General features: G+C 70.7%; 20 protein-coding genes. 14 read left to right on the plus strand and 6 right to left on the minus strand.

The window, feature by feature from the left end; all coding sequences use genetic code 11:
• Window positions 1-2: 2 nt before the first annotated feature.
• Together ACWDN5_RS03565 and ACWDN5_RS03570 are read right to left on the minus strand one after the other, a co-directional pair.
• The gene (locus tag ACWDN5_RS03565; RefSeq protein WP_449674218.1) at window positions 3-1,178 is read right to left on the minus strand and encodes a Fic family protein; all 1,176 of its coding nucleotides are present in this window, start codon (window positions 1,176-1,178) and stop codon (window positions 3-5) included.
• Between the two features lie 114 nt (window positions 1,179-1,292).
• Window positions 1,293-1,889: a nitroreductase family protein gene (locus tag ACWDN5_RS03570; RefSeq protein ID WP_449674220.1), complete on the minus strand. Its 597-nt coding sequence runs from the start codon at window positions 1,887-1,889 to the stop codon at window positions 1,293-1,295.
• Window positions 1,890-2,117: 228 nt separating this feature from the next.
• Between ACWDN5_RS03570 and ACWDN5_RS03575 the strand changes: the two genes are divergently transcribed.
• The 4 genes from ACWDN5_RS03575 (at window position 2,118) to ACWDN5_RS03590 (ending at window position 6,087) form a co-directional block, all read left to right on the plus strand.
• Window positions 2,118-3,383, plus strand: a complete 1,266-nt coding sequence (locus tag ACWDN5_RS03575; RefSeq protein ID WP_449661734.1) for an aspartate kinase — start codon at window positions 2,118-2,120, stop codon at window positions 3,381-3,383.
• Complete coding sequence (locus ACWDN5_RS03580; protein WP_449674222.1) at window positions 3,383-4,423, plus strand: aspartate-semialdehyde dehydrogenase; 1,041 nt, start codon at window positions 3,383-3,385, stop codon at window positions 4,421-4,423. The genes ACWDN5_RS03575 and ACWDN5_RS03580 overlap by 1 nt, the downstream gene beginning before the upstream one ends.
• A gap of 89 nt (window positions 4,424-4,512) precedes the next feature.
• Window positions 4,513-5,691 (plus strand): RtcB family protein, encoded by a 1,179-nt coding sequence (locus ACWDN5_RS03585; protein WP_310969245.1) that lies wholly within the window; start codon window positions 4,513-4,515, stop codon window positions 5,689-5,691.
• 15 nt (window positions 5,692-5,706) lie between these two features.
• On the plus strand, window positions 5,707-6,087 hold the full coding sequence (locus tag ACWDN5_RS03590) for a hypothetical protein (protein ID WP_310969243.1): 381 nt from the start codon (window positions 5,707-5,709) through the stop codon (window positions 6,085-6,087).
• 14 nt (window positions 6,088-6,101) lie between these two features.
• Here the strand turns inward: ACWDN5_RS03590 and ACWDN5_RS03595 are convergent, their stop codons facing one another.
• Window positions 6,102-7,241: an MFS transporter gene (locus tag ACWDN5_RS03595; RefSeq protein WP_310969681.1), complete on the minus strand. Its 1,140-nt coding sequence runs from the start codon at window positions 7,239-7,241 to the stop codon at window positions 6,102-6,104.
• Between the two features lie 184 nt (window positions 7,242-7,425).
• Here ACWDN5_RS03595 and ACWDN5_RS03600 point away from each other — a divergent pair, with 184 nt between their 5' ends.
• The 4 genes from ACWDN5_RS03600 (at window position 7,426) to ACWDN5_RS03615 (ending at window position 10,451) form a co-directional block, all read left to right on the plus strand.
• Window positions 7,426-8,952, plus strand: coding sequence for a DHA2 family efflux MFS transporter permease subunit (locus ACWDN5_RS03600; protein WP_449674225.1), 1,527 nt, complete (start codon window positions 7,426-7,428; stop codon window positions 8,950-8,952).
• The gene (locus ACWDN5_RS03605) at window positions 8,933-9,532 is read left to right on the plus strand and encodes an acyl-CoA-like ligand-binding transcription factor (protein ID WP_449674227.1); all 600 of its coding nucleotides are present in this window, start codon (window positions 8,933-8,935) and stop codon (window positions 9,530-9,532) included. The genes ACWDN5_RS03600 and ACWDN5_RS03605 overlap by 20 nt, the downstream gene beginning before the upstream one ends.
• Window positions 9,533-9,723: 191 nt before the next feature.
• On the plus strand, window positions 9,724-9,924 hold the full coding sequence (locus ACWDN5_RS03610) for a hypothetical protein (protein WP_310969237.1): 201 nt from the start codon (window positions 9,724-9,726) through the stop codon (window positions 9,922-9,924).
• Entirely contained in the window at window positions 9,921-10,451 is a 531-nt protein-coding gene (locus ACWDN5_RS03615; protein ID WP_310969235.1) for a hypothetical protein, read from the plus strand. Before ACWDN5_RS03610 ends, ACWDN5_RS03615 begins: the two co-directional genes overlap by 4 nt.
• A 707-nt stretch (window positions 10,452-11,158) precedes the next feature.
• Here ACWDN5_RS03615 and ACWDN5_RS03620 read toward each other — a convergent pair.
• Entirely contained in the window at window positions 11,159-12,265 is a 1,107-nt protein-coding gene (locus ACWDN5_RS03620) for an alpha/beta hydrolase (protein ID WP_449674229.1), read from the minus strand.
• A gap of 151 nt (window positions 12,266-12,416) precedes the next feature.
• On the opposite strand from ACWDN5_RS03620, the gene ACWDN5_RS03625 reads away from it, so the two are divergent.
• The 4 genes from ACWDN5_RS03625 (at window position 12,417) to ACWDN5_RS03640 (ending at window position 15,502) form a co-directional block, all read left to right on the plus strand.
• Window positions 12,417-12,965: an NADPH-dependent FMN reductase gene (locus ACWDN5_RS03625; RefSeq protein WP_396136889.1), complete on the plus strand. Its 549-nt coding sequence runs from the start codon at window positions 12,417-12,419 to the stop codon at window positions 12,963-12,965.
• A gap of 134 nt (window positions 12,966-13,099) precedes the next feature.
• Complete coding sequence (locus ACWDN5_RS03630; RefSeq protein WP_310969230.1) at window positions 13,100-13,522, plus strand: organic hydroperoxide resistance protein; 423 nt, start codon at window positions 13,100-13,102, stop codon at window positions 13,520-13,522.
• A gap of 41 nt (window positions 13,523-13,563) precedes the next feature.
• Entirely contained in the window at window positions 13,564-14,040 is a 477-nt protein-coding gene (locus tag ACWDN5_RS03635; RefSeq protein WP_176174268.1) for a Dps family protein, read from the plus strand.
• A gap of 73 nt (window positions 14,041-14,113) precedes the next feature.
• On the plus strand, window positions 14,114-15,502 hold the full coding sequence (locus ACWDN5_RS03640) for a glutamate decarboxylase (RefSeq protein ID WP_310969227.1): 1,389 nt from the start codon (window positions 14,114-14,116) through the stop codon (window positions 15,500-15,502).
• On the opposite strand, the gene ACWDN5_RS03645 is transcribed toward ACWDN5_RS03640, so the two are convergent.
• Complete coding sequence (locus ACWDN5_RS03645; RefSeq protein ID WP_449674232.1) at window positions 15,499-16,560, minus strand: NADH:flavin oxidoreductase/NADH oxidase; 1,062 nt, start codon at window positions 16,558-16,560, stop codon at window positions 15,499-15,501. The two genes, ACWDN5_RS03640 and ACWDN5_RS03645, sit on opposite strands and share 4 nt — an antisense overlap.
• Window positions 16,561-16,633: 73 nt before the next feature.
• Here ACWDN5_RS03645 and ACWDN5_RS03650 point away from each other — a divergent pair, with 73 nt between their 5' ends.
• Window positions 16,634-17,260, plus strand: coding sequence for a TIGR03085 family metal-binding protein (locus ACWDN5_RS03650; protein ID WP_449674234.1), 627 nt, complete (start codon window positions 16,634-16,636; stop codon window positions 17,258-17,260).
• 10 nt (window positions 17,261-17,270) lie between these two features.
• Entirely contained in the window at window positions 17,271-17,456 is a 186-nt protein-coding gene (locus ACWDN5_RS03655) for a tautomerase family protein (RefSeq protein ID WP_086840847.1), read from the plus strand.
• A 38-nt stretch (window positions 17,457-17,494) separates the two neighbouring features.
• Here ACWDN5_RS03655 and ACWDN5_RS03660 read toward each other — a convergent pair whose 3' ends face one another.
• Window positions 17,495-19,345, minus strand: a complete 1,851-nt coding sequence (locus ACWDN5_RS03660; protein WP_449674236.1) for a prolyl oligopeptidase family serine peptidase — start codon at window positions 19,343-19,345, stop codon at window positions 17,495-17,497.
• Between the last annotated feature and the right edge of the window lie 3 nt (window positions 19,346-19,348).

Below are 19,348 nucleotides of genomic sequence, written 5' to 3' on the forward strand. Positions count from 1 at the left end.
GCTCAGCTCTCGGCGAGTTCGTCGTACACGCGGTCGCAGATGTACCGGCGTCCGTAGCTTCCTCCGGTGATCTCGCGCAGGAAGCCTGCCTCCTCCAGTTTTCCGATGGCGTTGGCGGCGGTCGGGTAGGACACGCCCAAGTCCGCCTGCACTTTGGGAATGGTCATCATCGGGTAACCGATGAGGTTCACGGCGAGTTCGAGGACGGTGCCGCGGGCGCCGATCCCCTTCATCGTTTCGATGACCTCTCGGGAGAACGCCATCAGGCTCCGGATGGTTTCCGCGGCGGCCTGTGCCCGCGCTTTCACAGCTTCGGCGAAGAAGCGCACCCACGGATCGAAGTTCCCCGTTTTGCTCACGGTGAGCAGATGGTCGATGTAGTCCTCGCGCCGGGGTTCCAGCCACGGGGACAGGTTCAGCACGGGATGCTTGAGCACGTTCTCTTCGATGAGCTGCAAGGTGATGACCAGGCGGCCGATCCGGCCGTTGCCGTCGCTGAACGGGTGCAGCGTTTCGAACTGGTAATGGCCGAGGGCCACTTTGACCATTACCGGCATCTCCTGGTCGGCGTTTATCCATTTTTCCCAGTCGCTCACGCCGTCGCGGAGCGGATCTCCGTTGGGGGGTGGGACGAACCTGGACTGTTCGATTCCCCGGCCCCGGTCTCCGATGCAAACGAGTCTTTCGCGGAGTCTCCCGGCGTCGTATGCGTCGCCGCGTGTTCCGGTCACGAGGATCTGCTGGAGCCTGGACACCACCTGCAGGCAGATCGGCAGTTTCTTGATGAGGTCGAGGCCGGCGAATGCCGCTTGGACGTAGTTCCGCACCTCCCGCACTTCTGCCGTTGGCTGGTGGCTGTCGACGTACTGGGCTTCCAGTACGTCGGCGTAGGGCGCGTACGTTCCTTCGAGCGCCGAGGTGCTGACGGCTTCCCTGGTCAGCGACGGCCTCACCAGGAGATCGGGATTGGGCAGCCGGTCAGTGAGCGCGTCCAGCGCGCCGAGCGCGCGGTCGGCTTCGCTGATGAGCTTGTACGTGCCTGGCGAGAGGTCGACTACGCTGGGAAGCGGAGCGGGTACGAACGCGAAGTGGCGGTAGGGCTGCTTGGTTCGGCCATCGACGCCGCTGACTGGCATCAGCTGGCCGACCGGGGACTTCTGGAACGCGTCTACCTGCACTTTTAAAGGTTAGCGCAAGGAGTGTTAGTTTCACTGCCGGGATCTGATGGTTCTTGCAGTCCGAAGCCCCGAATGCAAGACATCGGGTCGATCCTTTAAAACTCCGGTCGGTTGCTAGCTCCCTAGCGCCGGCTCGCCCCACTGGCCGGTGAACGCGAACTCCTCCAGCGGCAGCCGCACGCGGTCCGCCTTCTCGCGCTCGATCCGCCAGTCCTCCTCCAGGACGTCCGGTGCCGCCGGCGACCCCACCGCGATCGCCACCTTCGGTACGGCGTCCTCCGGCAGGCCGAACGAAGACCGCACGGCCTCCGGCGAGAAGCCCGCCATCTGGTGCGCGATCAACCCCAGTTCCACCGCCTGCAGTACCAGGTTCTCCGACGCCAGCCCCAGCCCGTACTCGGCGTACGGCACCGCGCCCTTCTCGTTCGTCGTCACCATCACGCCGATCAGCAGCAGGCCGGCCCGGTGGGCCCACGCCTGGTTGCCCGAGTTCAACGCCCCCAAGATCGCGTCGAACGAGGGGGTGCCGCGGACGCCCACTAGGTAGCGGGCCGGCTGGGTGTTGCCGAACGACGGCGCCCAGCGGGCCGCCTCCAGCAGCGCCCGCACCTGCTCGTCGGTGACCGACGCGGAGGAGTCGTAGGCCCGCGGGCTCCACCGTTCCGCCATCAGGGTTGCGATCGGGACGCTCGTCACAGCTGGTTTCCGCACGCCGACGACACTACCCACGAGTGCTGTGCGTCACTCGGGCGGAAGGGCTCCGCACATTTCGTTGGTGTTGCGGAAGATTTACTTCCCGGACCGCCGCCGGACGGGTGCGCCCCACGTCAAGAGGGTGGCGGGCCGCCCGAGCCCCGGTAGGCTCCTGGTCAAATCATGGGACGCGGGGGCTCTCCGGTGCCCACCAGGGAGCCGCCCGGCCCGCGAGGAGGTTCGGGCGTGGCCCTCGTGGTCCAGAAGTACGGCGGATCGTCGCTGGAAAGTGCCGACCGGATCAAGCGCGTGGCGGAGCGGATCGTCGCGACGAAGAAGGCGGGCAACGACGTCGTCGTCGTCTGCTCGGCGATGGGTGACACCACCGACGAGCTGCTCGACCTGGCGCAGCAGGTCAACCCGGCGCCGCCGGAGCGGGAGATGGACATGCTGCTCACCGCCGGTGAGCGCATCTCGAACTCGCTGGTCGCGATGGCGATCGCGGCCCAGGGTGCCGAGGCCTGGTCGTTCACCGGTTCGCAGGCCGGCGTCGTCACGACGTCGGTGCACGGCAACGCGCGCATCATCGACGTCACCCCGAGCCGCGTCACCGAAGCCCTGGACCAGGGCTACATCGCGCTGGTCGCCGGCTTCCAGGGCGTCGCGCAGGACACCAAGGACATCACCACGCTGGGCCGCGGCGGCTCGGACACCACCGCCGTCGCGCTGGCCGCCGCGCTGAACGCCGACGTCTGCGAGATCTACTCCGATGTGGACGGTGTGTACACCGCCGACCCGCGGGTGGTGCCGGACGCGAAGAAGCTCGACACCGTCACCTACGAAGAAATGCTCGAGCTCGCCGCGAGCGGGTCCAAGATCCTGCACCTGCGGTCGGTCGAGTACGCCCGCCGCTACGGCGTCCCCATCCGAGTCCGTTCTTCCTACAGCGACAAGCCGGGCACGACGGTGACCGGTTCTATCGAGGAGATCCCCGTGGAACAAGCCCTGATCACCGGTGTGGCGCACGACCGCTCCGAAGCCAAGATCACGGTCACCGGGGTGCCGGACACCACCGGTGCCGCGGCCCGGATCTTCCGCGTGATCGCCGACGCCGAGATCGACATCGACATGGTGCTGCAGAACGTGTCCAGCACCGTCTCCGGCCGCACCGACATCACCTTCACGCTGTCGAAGGCCAACGGCGCCAAGGCCGTCAAGGAACTCGAGAAGGTCAAGGAGGAGATCGGCTTCGAGTCGGTCCTCTACGACGACCACGTCGGCAAGGTGTCGCTGGTCGGCGCCGGGATGCGCTCGCACCCCGGTGTCACGGCGACGTTCTGCGAGGCGCTGGCCGAGGCCGGCGTCAACATCGAAATCATCAACACCTCGGAGATCCGCATCTCGGTGCTGATCCGGGACGCGCAGCTCGACGACGCCGTGCGCGCGATCCACGAGGCGTTCGAACTCGGCGGCGACGAAGAAGCCGTCGTCTACGCGGGGAGTGGTCGCTGATGGCGGACGGGCTGCGGGTCGGGGTGGTCGGCGCGACCGGCCAGGTCGGCGCGGTGATGCGCAAGCTGCTGGCGGAGCGGGAGTTCCCGATCGCCGAGCTGCGCTACTTCGCTTCGGCGCGCTCGGCGGGTTCGAAGCTTCCCTGGCGCGACACCGAAATCACGGTCGAGGACGCCGAGACGGCCGATCCGTCCGGTTTGGACATCGCGCTGTTCTCGGCGGGCGGCTCGACGTCGAAGGCGCAGGCCCCGCGGTTCGCCGCGGCGGGTGTCACGGTGATCGACAACTCCTCGGCGTTCCGGATGGACCCGGACGTGCCGCTGGTCGTCAGCGAAGTCAACCCCGAAGCCATCAAGGAGGCGCGGAAGGGGATCATCGCGAACCCCAACTGCACCACGATGGCCGCGATGCCGGTGCTGAAGCCGCTGCACGACGAGGCCGGGCTGGTCCGGCTGGTCGCGTCGACGTACCAGGCGGTGTCCGGCAGCGGCCTGGCCGGCGTCGACGAGCTCGCCGGCCAGGTGAAGGCGGCGGCCGAGCACGCTTCGCTGCTGACCCACGACGGCGCGGCCATCGAGTTCCCGCAGCCGGAGAAGTACGTCCGCCCGATCGCGTTCAACGTCCTCCCGATGGCCGGGTCCATTGTGGACGACGGCGAGCTGGAAACGGACGAGGAGAAGAAGTTCCGCAACGAGAGCCGCAAGATCCTGAGCATCCCGGGCCTCGGCGTCTCGTGCACCTGTGTCCGCGTGCCGGTGTTCTCGGGGCACTCGATCTCGGTGAACGCGGAGTTCGAGCGGCCGCTGTCGGTCGAGCGCGCGACGGAGCTGCTGACCCACGCGGCCGGGGTCGAGCTGTCGGAGATCCCCACCCCCCTGCAGGCGGCGGGCAACGACCCGAGCTACGTCGGCCGCATCCGGGTGGACCAGGGCGTCGAGGGCGGCCGCGGGCTGGCGCTGTTCATCTCGAACGACAACCTGCGCAAGGGCGCGGCGCTCAACGCCGTGCAGATCGCGGAGCTGGTGGCCCAGCAGATCTGACCACAGTGGACAGCTGAATAATCGCTTGGCCGTTTCGCGGCGCTCGGGGGATCCTGAGCGCCGCGAAACGCTTTTCAAGGGGAGGAACCATGTACACCGCGGTCGTTGGGTCCCGCGTCCCGATCCGGATGTGGGCGGACCCCGCGTCGGTCGAAGACCAGGCCATGCGGCAGCTGCACAACGTCGCGAACCTGCCGTGGGTGCACGGCGTCGCCGTGATGCCCGACGTCCACTACGGCAAGGGCGCCACCGTCGGCAGCGTCATCGCCATGCGCGACGCCGTCTCGCCCGCCGCCGTCGGCGTCGACATCGGGTGCGGGATGAGCGCCGTCCGGACGTCGCTCACCGCCGCCGACCTGCCCGACGACCTCGGGAAGCTGCGCCGCCGCATCGAATCCGCCGTGCCGGTCGGGTTCGGGCTGCACAAGACGCCGGTGAACCCGGCGAAGGTGCACGGCGTCGGTGGCTGGGACGCGTTCTGGAAGCAGTTCGGCGAGCTGCACACCGGCGTCCAGGACCTGCACGACCGCGCCGCGCGGCAGATCGGCAGCCTCGGCGGCGGCAACCACTTCATCGAGGTCTGCCTCGACGACGACGGCCGCGTCTGGCTGATGCTGCACTCGGGTTCGCGCAACATCGGCAAGGAGCTGGCCGAGCGGCACATGGCCGTCGCGCGGAAGCTGCCGCACAACGCCGACCTGCCCGACCCCGACCTCGCGGTGTTCGTCGCCGGCACGCCGGAGATGCAGGCCTACCGGCGTGACCTGTTCTGGGCGCAGGACTACGCGGCGCGCAACCGCGCCACGATGGTCGCGCTGGTGAAGCAGGCGGTGCGCGACGAGCTCCCACAGGTGACCTTCGACGACGCGATTTCGTGCCACCACAACTACGTCGCCGAGGAAACCTACGACGGCGTCGAGCTGCTCGTCACCCGGAAGGGCGCGATCCGCGCCGGATCGGGTGACCTCGGGATCATCCCGGGCAGCATGGGGACCGGTTCGTACATCGTCCGCGGGCTGGGCAACGACTCGTCGTTCCAGTCGGCTTCGCACGGCGCCGGGCGGCGGATGTCGCGCAACAAGGCCAAGAAGCTGTTCACCGCGGACGACCTGGCGGCGCAGACGGCCGGCGTCGAGTGCCGCAAGGACTCCGGCGTGGTCGACGAGATCCCGGCGGCGTACAAGGACATCGAAACGGTGATCCGCGCGCAGACGGACCTGGTCGAGGTCGTGGCGCACCTCAAGCAGGTGGTCTGCGTCAAGGGCTGACGGTACCTTGGCGCCATGACGAGGGGTGGAACGACGGCCGCGTTGCTGGCCGCGAGCGCACTGCTGTTGAGCGGGTGCGCCGAGGTCGGCAACGCGGTCGACCAGGGGTCGAAGACCGTCGGCAAGGTGGGCGTCTGCACCGAGGCACTCGGCCTCGCGGACCTGAACCCGCTGGTCGACCCGGACAAGCTCAAGGCGCGGGCCGCGGACAAGGAGAGGCGGCTGCGCGAGCTCGCTGCGGACGTTCAGGACCAGAACGTCAAGAACGCGCTGCTCGGCATGGCCGGGTCCTACGTCGAGGTGCAGAAGGAACGCATCGAGGACGCCGGCGTCGTGGCCAACTGGGTGCAACGCAACGTCAAGAAGCTCGACGCCCTCCGCGCCGCCTGCAGCTGACCGCGGCAGGCTCGCTAGCGGCGGCTTTCGGCCAGTTCCGGTTCCGCGGCCGGGGCCGGGACGCGGCGGCGCAGCAGGCCGCCCGAGGCGATCACCAGGCCGCCGACGCCCGCCGCCACGAAGCCCCACTCAGCGCTCGAATGGTCGATCGCGAAGCCGACCACCGGGCCGCCCACCGCCAGGCCGAGCCGGGTGAACGCGTCCTGCAGGCCCATCGCCTCGCCGCGGACCTGGGCCGGGGCGAGGCGGGAGACCGTCTCGGTCGTGGCCGCCAGCGTCGGCGCGCACAGCAGGTTCGTCGGGATCAGCGCCAGCATCAGCAGCCACCACGGGTGGTCCGCCAGGCCGACCGGCACCACCAGCAGCGCGAGCAGGAGCATCAGCACGCCCTGCGAGAGCGACCGCTTCACGACGCCGTGCACGATGCCGCCGGCGATCGATGCCACGCACATCACCGCGATGACCAGCCCGGTGACGCCGAGTTCGCCGTTCGCGCGCAGGGCCGCCAGCGTCGCCAATTCGGTGCCGACCAGCACGAACAGCGCGCCGCCCGCGATCAGGAGCGTCCCCACCAGCCGGCCGGTGAGCCAGCTCCGGAGCGGCGGCCGCGGGCCGAGCTCCTCCGCCTGGCCGGCGCCCTCGCGGATCGGCGGGTTGACCAGCCAGATCAGGAACGCCGTGCCGCCGAACAGGAGGCCGAGCGCGGTCAGCGTCCAGGTCGGGGAGAACGCCGTGATGGCCGCGATGCCGGCCGCCGGGCCGATCATGAACGTCGCTTCGATCGAGATCGTGTCCAGCGAGTAGGCCGCGCGGCGCTCCTCGAGCGGTACGAGCGTGGCCAGCACCTGCCGGGCCAGTGAGCCGGCGGGCACCGAAAGCATCCCGGCCGCGACCGCGACCACGGCGAGCGCCTCGAACGGCAGGTGCGGCGCGGCGACCCAGAACACCGTGGTGCCGATCCCGCACACCGCGACGACCGGACGCAGCCCGTACCGGTCGAAGCAGCGGCCGAGCAGCGGCGCGCCGAGGGCCATCCCCAGGGTGACGCAGCCGCCGACCAGCCCGGCGGCGCCGTAGCCGCGGCCGAGCCCGGTGACGATGTACAGCGTCATCAGCACGCCGTTCATGGTCATCGGGAGGCGCGCCAGGAACATCAGGGCCATCGTCGAGGGGACGCGGGGGACGGAGAGCACCCGGCGGTAGGGCTGCAGAGGCACGTCCTCGATGAGAACCCAAGGTGGTACGCGCGTGCAACATATTTCCGCCGCCGCGCCCCCTGGCGCCGGAAAATTATGAGAGCTACTTTCACTTGGTAGCAACTATCAATTGGGGGTCACTATGACTCACGTACATCCCCGCAGGTGGTGGGCGCTCGGCGCGCTCGCGGTGAGCCTGCTGACCATCGGACTCGACCTGACCGTGCTCAACGTGGCCGTGCCCACGCTGGCCGTCGACCTCGGCGCCACGACCACGCAGCTGCAGTGGTTCGGCAACGCCTACACGCTGGCGCTGGCCGCGTTGCTGCTGCCGGCCGGCCTGCTCGGCGACCGGTTCGGGCCGAAGAAACTGCTGCTCGGCGCGCTCGCGGTGTTCGGGCTGGCTTCGCTGTGGTGCGCCTACGCGGGTTCGCCGGGCGAGCTGATCGCCGCCCGCGTCGGGCTCGGCGTCGGTGCCGCCTTCCTCATCCCGCTCTCGCTCTCGCTGCTGAACATCCTGTTCGCGCCGGAGGAGCGGGCGAAGGCGCTGACGACGTGGGTGCTGGCGATGTTCGCCGGCATCCCGCTCGGGCCGTTGCTCGGCGGCTGGCTGCTCGACCACTTCGCGTGGGGCTCGGTGTTCCTCATCAACGTCCCGCTGACCGCGGTCGGCGTCGCCGCGGTGCTGTTCCTCGTGCCGCTCACGCCGGGCGACGGCGGCGGCCGGATCGACTTCACCGGCATCGCGCTCTCGACGGCCGGGCTGGTCGCGCTCACCTACGGCTTCGTCCACGCCGGCGAGCACGGCTGGGCGAACCCGGTGACGTACGGCCTGATCGCGCTGGGCGCCGCGCTGCTGGCGGTGTTCTGCCGGGTGCAGACGCGGGTGGCCGCGCCGCTCACCGACCTCGCGTTGTTCCGCGAGCCGCGGTTCGTCTGGGGTGCGGTGCTGGCCACCGTGGCGTCCTTCGCGCTGATGGGCCTGTTGTTCGTGCTGCCGCAGCTGTTCCAGGCGGTGCAGGGGGCCGACGCGCTGCAGACCGGCGTCCGGCTGCTGCCGCTGATCGGCGGGATGCTGGTGGCGGCGAAGATCGCCGAGCGGCTGGTCGCCGTCCTGGGCGTGCGCGCGGTCGTCGCGGGCGGGTTCGCGCTGCTCGCGGGTGGGCTGGCCTGGGGTTCGACGACGACGCCGTCGGGTGGCTACGGCGCCACCGCGGGCTGGGAAGTCGTCATCGGGCTGGGCACCGGCGCCACGCTGCCGCCGCTGATGACGATGGCGATGGGCGCGCTCACCGAAGGCCGCTCGGGCGCCGGTTCGGCGCTGATCCAGGCGTTGCGCCAGGTCGGCGGCACCATCGGGGTCGCGGTGCTGGGCACGGTGCTCAACGGCGGTTACCGCGACGGCGTCGACGTCACGGGCCTGCCGGTGCCGGTCGCCGACGCGGTGCGCGGCAGTGCCTCGGGCGCGGTCGCCGTGGCGGAGCAGCTGCACCAGCCCGGCCTGGCCGCGTCCGCCCGCGCCGCGTTCACCGACGGGATGGCCGCGACGCTGTGGGTGTGTGCCGGCCTGACGCTCGCCGGGGCGCTGCTCGCGCTGGTGTTCCTGCCCGGGCGGACGGCGACCGGAGTGCAGCCGCGAGAATCGGAGCATGACGTCGTCGCCGGCTGAGCCCGTAGGACTGCGCGAGCGGAAGAAGGCCAAGACGCGTGCCGCGATCCAACGGCACGCGTTGCGGCTGTTCGAGGAGCAGGGGTACAGCGCCACGACGGTGGACCAGATCGCGGCCGCGGCGGAGATTTCGCCCAGCACCTTCTTCCGGTACTTCCCGACGAAGGAGGCGACCGTGCTCTACGACCCGTTCGACCCGGTGCTCATCGAGGCCGCGGTCGCGCAGGCGCCGGAGCTGAGCCCGATCGGCGCGCTGCGGGCGACGATGAGCTTCATCCGCGAGCAGCTGCCGGCCGGGGAGTGGGAGCGGGAACGCCAGCGGCAGCGGCTCGTGTTCCGCGAGCCGGAGCTGCGCAGCGCGGTGATGGACAAGTTCGCCGAGGGCATCGACCTGCTGGCCGGGCTGGCCGCGCGGCGCACCGGCCGGGCCGTGGACGACTTCGAGGTCCGCAACTGGGCCGGCGCGGTGGTCGGCGTGGTGCTGGCCGCGTTCCTCGGCGCCGCGGCGGACCCGGAGGCCGACACGCTCGTGGTCATCGATCGGGCCGTCGCCCACCTGGACGCCGGCCTGCCGCTCTGAATTCCGGAATTGATTTCGCATTTCCGCGTCCACCTCGGAGGGAAACCGTGTGGGTGGCGATGCGAGCGTGGGGGACGCCCCGTCTGGAGCAGTCGAGACACGCGGTCCGACGGAGTGATGAAGCTAAATGATCACTGTTTACACTCGGGTGGGTTACCGGGCCGTTCCATAGTGGGCGGACGCTACCAGCGGTGATCATCGGAATCGGTCATGATGATCTTCAGGGGGAAAAGCAAGATTTCGCGGTTAATCCAATGCGGGCCAGTTCGCACCATTCAGATCCGGCACGTAAGGGTGTTAAACCTTCCGAACCGGTGATCGGGTGGCTTATCTCCGACACGGGGGGTATCGATTTACCCCGTCAGGTCTCGACGCCAGGAGGTAAGGAATGAAAGCCAAGTTCGGGCGATCCATCGCCCTGGTAGCCGCCGGCAGTCTGCTGGCGGTCGCGACGGCGGGGATCGCGTCGGCGAGCCCGGAAGGGGGCAAGGGTTCCTCCAGCACCCAGGCCCTCGCCGCGCAGGTGCTCCAGATGCGTGACGACCTCACCAAGGTGGCTTACGCGGGCGACGTCGGCGCCACGCGGGCGGACCTGGGCCGGCTGAGCCCGGTCCTCGCGGACATCGCGGCCGGCAAGCGCTACACGGTCCAGACCGAGACGGGGCAGCTCGCGGGCCTCGCCAAGGGCCGCGCCGACGAGTCCACCAGGCTCCTGGCCGACCCGACGGCGAAGGCGCGCCAGCTCCCCCCGTTGCCGCTGCCGATCCCCTCGCTGCCGGACCTGCCCGGACCGCTGAAGATCGTCAGCGACCTGGTCAAGGCCCTGCTGGCGGCCGTCACCGGGATCTTGGGCGGACTGCTCGGCGGCCTGCCGGTGCCGCCGCTGCCGTTGCCACCGCTGCCGGTACCGGGTTCGTAGCCACCGCAGGAAACAGGGGGGCCCGGAGCCCGGCCGCGGACATTCCTCCGCGCCGGGCTCCGGGTCGTTTCCACCGCCGCGGCTCGCTCGCTGTGGTTGCCCGCCGCGCCCCGCCCGCTCGCCGCCTGCGCGGAACCCCCGCCGCCGGTGCCGCGAATGACTCATTCGGGGCGTGCGACGTCGCCAATGAGTCATTCGCGACGTTCGCCCGCCCGCCGCTGAGCTCGGTGCGGTTGTTCGCCGCGCCCCGCCTGCCCGCCGCTCGCGCGGAACCCTCGCCGCCGGTGCTGCGAATGACTCATTCGGGGCGTGCGGTGTCCCCAATGGCTCATTCGCGACGTTCGCCCGTTCGCCGCTGAGCTCGCTGTGGTTGCCCGCCGCGCCCGGCCCGCTCGCCGCCTGCGCGGAACCCTCGCCGCCGGTGCTGCGAATGACTCATTCGGGGCGTGCGGTGTCCCCAATGGCTCATTCGCGACGCCCGCCCGTTCGCCGCTGAGCTCGATGCGGTTGTTCGCCGCGCCCAGCCCGCCCACCGCTCGCGCGAAACCCTCGCCGCCGGTGCTGCGAATGACTCATTCGGGGCGTGCGGTGTCCCCAATGACTCATTCGCGACGCCCGCCCGTTCGCCGCTGAGCTCGGTGCGGTCGCCCCGCCGCGCCCAGCCGGCCCGCCGCCCGCGCGAAACCCTCGCCGCCGGCGGCCCCGCGTCAGTGCACTTTGGACAGTCCCTGCCGCAGCGCGCCGGCCGTCTCCGCGAGCGCCTCCCGGAACCGCGTGCCCACCCCGGTGAAGTTGATGAACCCGTGGATCAGGTCCTCGTGCCGCCGCAACGCCACCTCGACCCCGGCCTCGCGCAGCTTCTCCGCGTACGCCTCACCCTCGTCGCGCAGCGGATCGAACCCCGCCGTCACCACGAGAGCCGGCGGCAGGCCGCTCAAATCCTCCGCGCGCAGCGGCGACAACCGCGGGTCCGTCAAATCCGTGCCCGATGGCACGTAATGCCCCTCGAACCACTTCATGTGCACGTCGGTCAGGAACAGGTCCTCGGCGAACAAGTCCTGCGAGCGGTACCGCTGCGCGAAGTCCGTCGCCGGGTAGATCAGCAGCTGGAACGCCGGGACCGGGCCGCCGCGGCGCACCGCCTGCTGGGCCGTCACCGCCGCGAGGTTGCCGCCCGCGCTGTCGCCGCCCACCGCGACGCGGGCCGGGTCCGCGCCCAGGTCGCTCGCCTTCGCCACCGCGTACTCGAACGCCGCCAGCGCGTCCTCCGTCGCCGCCGGGAACGGGAACTCCGGGGCCAGGCGGTACTCGATCGACAGCACCCTGACCCCGGCGTGCTTGGCCAGGAAGCGGACGGCGTTGTCGTGGCTCGAGCGGGTGCCGATCACCCAGCCGCCGCCGTGGAAGAACACCAGCAGCGGTGACTTCTCGGGCAGCCCGACCGGCGTGTACAACGTCGCCGGCAGTCCGCCCATGCCCCCACCGCCACCCTCAACGGAGGAGCTGCGCTCCGCTGATCGATTCGTATCTGGCGTCGGCACGGCGATCTCACGCACCGAGACCGGCTCGATCGGCTTGCCGCTGACCAGGTGCCGGCCCGCGTCCAGCAGGGCCCGCGACTGCTCGACCGACCCGCGCACCAGCTCGGCCCTGGCGATCTTCTGGAGCCGGAGGAGGAGCCGGGCGTCGAGCGCGAGCTCCTGGCCGTCGATGCGGACGGGCCGGCCCGCGACCGCCCGCCGCACCGGTGCGGGCAGCCAGAACGCGAGCTGGGACGCGGCCGCCTGGGCGCGGACCGGGAGCGGGATCGCCATGGTTCCTCCATCAGCGTCGGGGCTGGAGGTGACGTTACTTGCCAGTAGGTAGCCGGTCCAGTTGTGACCAGCACCTCGGTCCCAGAGTCTGGTCCTCCAGTTAACTGGAGGGGTTAGCCTGGAAAACGTGACTTCAGCCAGGACGATCAACGTGCTCGGGATCGGCGGCTCTCTGCGTGAGGGCTCGCAGTCCGAACGTGCGCTGCAGATCGCGCTCGACGGCGCGGCGGAGGCGGGCGTCCGGACCCGGCTGCTCACCGGCCCGGAACTGGTGCTGCCGTTCTACGACGCCGGCGTCCCCGAACGCGACGAGCGCGCCACCCGGCTGGTGGAAGCCATTCGGGAGGCCGACGGCCTCATCGTCGTCTCGCCGGGCTACCACGGCGCGCTGTCCGGCCTGGTCAAGAACGCCCTGGACTACGTCGAGGACCTGCGTGAGGACCGCCGCCCCTACCTGGACGGCCGCGCGGTCGGCCTCGCCGCCGTCGCCTACGGCTGGCAGGCCGCGGTGACCACGCTCGAGCAGCTCCGCACGATCACGCACGCCCTGCGCGGCTGGGCCACCCCGCTGGGCGGCTCGATCAACTCGGCCGAGACCAAGTTCGACGAGGCCGGCGGCGCGTCGGACGAGAAGAGCGTCCGCACCCTTCGCCTGATCGGGCGGCAGGTCGCCGAGTTCGCCGTGACGCGTACCGCATGACGTTTCGCCCGGTGGCGGCCGGGTAATAAAACGACGTGATGCCTGCCATGTGGGGGCACCGTTCCGCGGATGCGGGATGTTGTGCCCAGTGAGACGCTCGCTGAGGAGCGTCCGCGACAGAAGGCAGGCTGAGCATGGGTCAGGCGATCTACACCGCGGTGGCGACGGCGCGCGGCGACGGCCGCAACGGCGAAGTGACGTCGTCGGACGGCGTCATCGACGAGTCGCTGGCCATCCCGAAGGAGATGGGCGGCCCCGGCGGGGACAAGACCAACCCCGAGCAGCTCTTCGCCGCCGGCTACTCGGCCTGCTTCCACAGCGCCCTGCAGCTGGTCGCGCGCCAGGCCAAGGTCCCGCTGACCGGCTCGACCGTGACCGCGGAGGTCAGCGTGCTCAAGCAGGAGGTCGGGTTCGGCCTCGGCGTCGCGCTGAACGTCTCGCTGCCGGGTCTCGACCAGGCCCAGGCCGACCAGCTGGTCGAGCAGGCGCACCAGGTGTGCCCGTACTCGAACGCGACCCGCGGCAACATCGAGGTCGCGCTCTCCGCCACCGTCTGACCACTCAAGCCCGCACGAGTCCGAGGAAGGGATAACCAGAGATGAGCAAGTCTCCGATCAAGAGCCCGCTTTCCGAGGCCGACAAGGAGATCACCGGCAACGCCCTGCAGGCGACGCTGGTCGACCTGGTCGACCTGTCCCTCATCGCCAAGCAGGCGCACTGGAACGTCGTCGGGTCGAACTTCCGCAGTGCGCACCTGCAGCTCGACGAGCTCGTGAACACCGCGCGCCAGTACGTCGACGAGGTCGCCGAGCGCGCCAACGCCATCGGCATCTCGCCGAACGGCAAGGCGAAGACCGTCGTCGAGAGCTCGGGCGTGCCCGAGTACCCGGACAACTGGCAGTCGGTCGAGTCCACGGTCGCCGCGATCGTCGACATCCTCGCGGCGCTGATCGAGCGGCTGCGCCAGCGCATCGACGAGACCGACAAGAGCGACCTCGTCACGCAGGACCTGCTGATCGAGATCACCCGGGCGCTGGAAGAGGCGCACTGGATGTGGCAGGCCCAGCAGGCCTGATTTTCCGCCACGAAAGGGCCGTTCCGGACGGAGCGGCCCTTTTTCGTCGGTGCGGGCCAGTACGTTCGGTGGCATGGTCTTGCATCAGGGGAACGCCGATCGCCCGGACCGCGCGGGCGGGACGAATCCGTTCTACGCCGGGACGAACCCGGCACTGGCGGCGGGTTTCGTCATGCCGCACGACAAGCTGCGCGAAGACCCGCTGCCGCCGGACACCGCGCTGCAGCTGGTGCGCGACGAGCTGATGCTGGACGGCAACGCGCGGCTCAACCTCGCCACGTTCGTCACGACGTGGATGGAGCCGCAGGCGCGCGAGCTGATGGCCGAGTGCGTCGACAAGAACATGATCGACAAGGACGAGTACCCGCAGACGGCCGAGCTCGAGCGGCGCTGCGTGAACATCCTCGCCGACCTGTGGCACGCGCCGGATCCCGCGGTCGTCATGGGCTGCTCGACGACCGGTTCGTCGGAGGCCTGCATGCTCGCCGGGATGGCGCTGAAGCGGCGCTGGGCCCGCCTCGGCCGGAGCGGGAAGCCGAACCTGGTGATGGGGGCGAACGTCCAGGTCTGCTGGGAAAAGTTCTGTGAGTACTGGGAAGTCGAGCCACGACTGGTCCCGATGGAGGGCGACCGGTACCACCTGACGGCCGACGAGGCGGTGGCGCGCTGTGACGAGAACACGATCGGCGTGGTCGCCATCCTCGGCTCGACGTTCGACGGCAGCTACGAGCCGGTCGCGGAGATCGCGGCGGCGCTGGACGCCCTTGCCGACCGCACGGGCTGGGACATCCCGGTGCACGTCGACGGCGCCTCGGGCGCGATGATCGCCCCGTTCCTCGACCCGGACCTGGAGTGGGACTTCCGCCTGCCGCGCGTGGCGTCGATCAACACGTCGGGCCACAAGTACGGCCTGGTGTACCCGGGCGTCGGCTGGGTGCTCTGGCGCGACAAGGCCGCGCTGCCGTCCGAGCTGGTGTTCAACGTGAACTACCTCGGTGGCGACATGCCGACGTTCGCGCTGAACTTCTCCCGCCCGGGCGCCGAGGTCGCGGCCCAGTACTACACGTTCGTCCGGCTGGGTCGCTCCGGCTTCCAGGCGGTCCAGCAGGCTTCCCGTGACGTCGCCCTGCACCTGTCTTCGGGGATCGAGTCACTGGGCCCGTTTTCGCTGCTGACGCGCGGCGACCAGCTGCCGGTGTTCGCATTCACGACCCGCCCGGACACGGGGTTCGACGTCTTCGACGTGTCCCGAAGGCTGCGCGAGCGCGGCTGGCTGGTGCCGGCGTATACGTTCCCGGAGAACCGCACGGACCTGGCGGTGCTGCGGATCGTGGTCCGCAACGGCTTCACGCACGACCTGGCGGACCTGCTGCTGGCGGACCTGAAGCGGGTGTTGCCGGAGCTGGAGGAGCTGGGCGGCCGCCCGAAGGACCCGGCGAAGGCGACCGCCTTCCACCACTAGTGCCAGGACTTGGCGCGGGCGTATTGCACAGGCCACCGCACGTCCGCGCCGAGTGTGTTCGCCGCGCGCAGTGGCCAGTGCGGGTCGCGCAGCAGGGCTCGGGCGAGGAACACCGCGTCCGCCTGGTCGCCGGCGATGATCTGCTCCGCCTGGTGTGGGTCGGTGATCATGCCGACCGCGCCGGTCGGCAGGCCGGCGTCGGTGCGGATGCGCTCGGCGAACGGCACCTGGTAGCCCGGGCCGACCGGGATGTCCGGGTGCGGGGTGTTGCCGCCGCTCGACGCGTCGATGAAGTCGACGCCGCGTTCGGCGAGCAGCTTCGCGAGGCGGACGGAGTCGTCGACGGTCCAGCCGCCCTCGGTCCAGTCCGTCGCCGAAAGGCGGGCGAACAGCGGGACGTCCGTGGTCGCGCGCACCGCGTCCGCGATCTCCAGCGCGAGCCGGGTGCGGCCGTCGAAGTCGCCGCCGTAGCGGTCGGTGCGGGTGTTCGACAGCGGCGACAGGAACTGGTGCACCAGATACCCGTGCGCGAAGTGCAGCTCGATGAGGTCGAAGCCGGCGTCGACGGCTCGCCGGGCCGCCTGCGCGAAGGCTTCCGGCAGCGCAGCGACCTCGTCGGTGCTCAGCGGCCGCGCCGGAGCGTAACCCCCGAAGGGCTGAGCGTCCGCTCCGACGCTCTGCCAGCCGCCCTCTTCGGGCGGGACGCTGCCCTGCCCTTCCCACGGCCGCCGGGTCGAGCCCTTGCGGCCGGCGTGGGCGAGCTGGATGCCGATGGCGGTGTCCTGGCCGTGGACGAAGCCCACGATCCGGCGCCACGCCTCGGTATGCGCGCCGGTCCAGATCCCGGTGTCCTGCGGGCTGATCCGGCCTTCGGGCGTCACCGCGGTCGCCTCGGTCAGAACCAGCCCCGCGCCGCCGGCGGCGAACTGGCCGAGGTGCACGAGGTGCCAGTCGCCGGGCAGGCCGTCGGTGGCGGAGTACTGGCACATCGGCGACACCCAAGCGCGGTTGGGCAGCGTCAGTCCCCGGACGGTGATCGGGCTGAAGAGTCGGCTCACCTCAAGAGCAACGACACGTGCCAGGCGTCTCTTCCCGTCGCCACGGCGTCTACCGGCGGGTAACGTCGACCACATGGGTGTCGCTGCTGACGAACGCCGGGCCTTGAGCGCCCTCTTCGATGAACTCGGGCCCGACGCGCCGACCTTGTGCGACGGCTGGACCACGCGGGACCTCGCCGCGCACCTCGTCGTGCGGGAGCACCGGCCCGATGCCGCTCCCGGGATCGTCGTGCCCGCGCTCGCCGGGTACACGCAGAAGGTCCAGGACCGCTACGCCGCCAAGCCGTGGGCGAACCTGGTCGAGCAGGTGCGGCGGGGGCCGTCGAAGTTCTGGCCCACCGCGATCGGCCCGCTCGACGAGCTCACCAACACCGCCGAATTCCTCGTCCACCACGAGGACGTCCGGCGCGCGCAGGACGGCTGGGCGCCGCGGCCCGCGGACCCCACCCGGGACGCCGCCGCCTGGAAGTCGGCGAAGCAGGCCGCCAAGCTGAACCTCCGCAAGTCACCCGTCGGCGTGACGCTGCGCACGAAGGACGGCCGCGAAGCCGCCGTCAAGACCGGGCCCGATCCGGTGACCGTCGTCGGGGAGCCGGTCGACCTGCTGCTGTTCGTCTTCGGCCGCGACGCCGTTCACCTGGTCTTCGAGGGTGACGCGGCCGCCGTCACCAAGCTTCAGGCGGTGAACCGGGGGCTTTAAGCTGCCACTCATGCCGATGATCAGCGTTGCCATGTTCCCCGGTCGCACGCCGGCCCAGAAGAGCGCCTTGGTCCGCGAGCTGACCGACGCCTTCGTCCGCACCTGCGGCGGCAAGCCCGAGGGTGTCCAGGTGACGCTGGTCGAGATCGGCGCCGACCACTGGGCTTCCGGCGGCGTCCTGTACTCCGAACGCTGACCTCGCCGGGAGACCGGACCGGCCTCCCGGCGAGGACGTCAGCGCAGGCCGAGGGCCCGCAGCGCGAAGTGGACCTCGATCGCGGTCTGCTTGATCGTCTCCGCGATCACCAGCGAGCCGTGGCCCGCGTCGTAGCGGTAGAACTCGTGGTGCAGCTCGCGGCCGCCGAGGCGGTCGAGGTAGTTCTCGATCTGGCGGATCGGGCAGCGCGGGTCGTTGTCGCCGGCCAGCACGAGCACCGGCGCCGTCACGGCGTCGACGTACGTGATCGGCGAGCACTCGCGGTACACCGCGGGCACGTCCTCCGGCGAACCGCCGAAGAGCGCCCGGTCGAACGAGCGCAGCTGCTCCATCTCGTCCTCGTACGCGGCGACGTAGTCCGCCACCGGCACCCCGGCGACGCCCGCCGCCCACCGCGTCGGCTGCGTGCCGAGCGCGAGCAGGGACAGGTAGCCGCCCCACGAAGCGCCGTTCACGACGCACTTCGCCGGGTCGCTGAGTCCGGTTTGGACGGCCCAGTCGTGGACCGCGGCGACGTCCTCGAGCTCGGTCAGCCCAGGGCGGCCTTCGATGGCGTCGCGCCAGGCCGAGCCGTAGCCGGTCGAGCCGCGGTAGTTGACCTCGACCACGGCGAACCCGGCGTCGAGCCAGGTCGCGCGGTAGGCGGAGAAGCGGTCCTCGTCCGCCGCGTGCGGGCCGCCGTGCAGGGAGAACACCGTGGGCAGCGGCCCGTCCGGCGCGCCCGAAGGCCGGGAGACGAGCGCGTGGATCCGCCCGCCGACGCCTTCGACGAACGCGTCGGTCACCGGCTCCGAGCCCGGCGCCCGCTCACCCGGCGGTTCCAGGAGGATCGCGTCGGTGCCGTCGGTGGTCCGGGCCCGGACCGCGGTCGGCTCGGCGGCACTGGACCACGAGTACTCGACCGTGCCGTCCGGGCGGACGCCCGCGCCGCCGATCCGGCCGGCCGGAGTGTCCACTGAGGACAATTCGGCCGTGTCGAGGTCGTAGCGGTACAACGAACTGCGGCCCTCGTGGAAGTGGACGACGAGCAGGGCGCGTGCGTCCGGGTACCAGCCCGCGACGACCTCGCCGGGCAGGTCCAGTTCGATCTCCGTCTCGGTGTCGGCCCGGACGTCCCAGACGAGCAGCTCCTCGCGGCCGCGGCGCTCGTGCAGCACCAGCAGCCGCTGGTCGCCGGGCAGTGGCGAGAATTCGAGGGCGGAGAGGCCCTTGCCTTCGCCGTCCCACTTCTCCGCGACGGCCTCGAACCCGTCGGTCGCGAGCACCCGCAGCGCGGGGTGGCGCGAGTCGCCGTGCTCGGAGTGCGAGATCGCGATCAGGCTCTCGTCGCGGGAAAGGGAGGCGATGCCGGCGTCGTCCGGGTGGCTGTAGAACCGGCGCGTCTCGCCGCCGATCCGGGCGAACAGCTCGCTGCCGTCGTCGGTCGAGACGCCGACCGCGACGAGCCGGGTGCCGATCTCGAGGCCGGCCGGATAGCCGTCGTGGACGTCCGGGACGGCCTTCTCCGGCTTGCTGCCCTCGGTCGCCGCGAACGGCTCGCGGACCCAGGAGCCGAACTCGTCGCCGTCGGTGTCGTCGAACCACCAGATCCACTCGCCGTCCGGGGACGGCGTCGAGTGCAGGGTGCCGTTGGGCCGGTCGGTGACGCGGCGGTGCTCGTCCGTCGCGCGGTTCCAGGCGTAGACCTCCCAGACGCCGCTGGCGTTGGAGACGTAGACGCATGCGTCGGGGGCGTCGCGGGCCCACTCGGGCACGGAGATGCGCGGGGCGTGGAAGCGGGCCCGCCAGCGGGCTTCGGCTTCGGCGTCGTCGAACAGCCGGTCCGGGACCACCGCGGGCGGATATTGGTTGGCTGACTGCGTGCTCACCCC

The organism is Amycolatopsis sp. NPDC003731 (genome assembly GCF_053586895.1).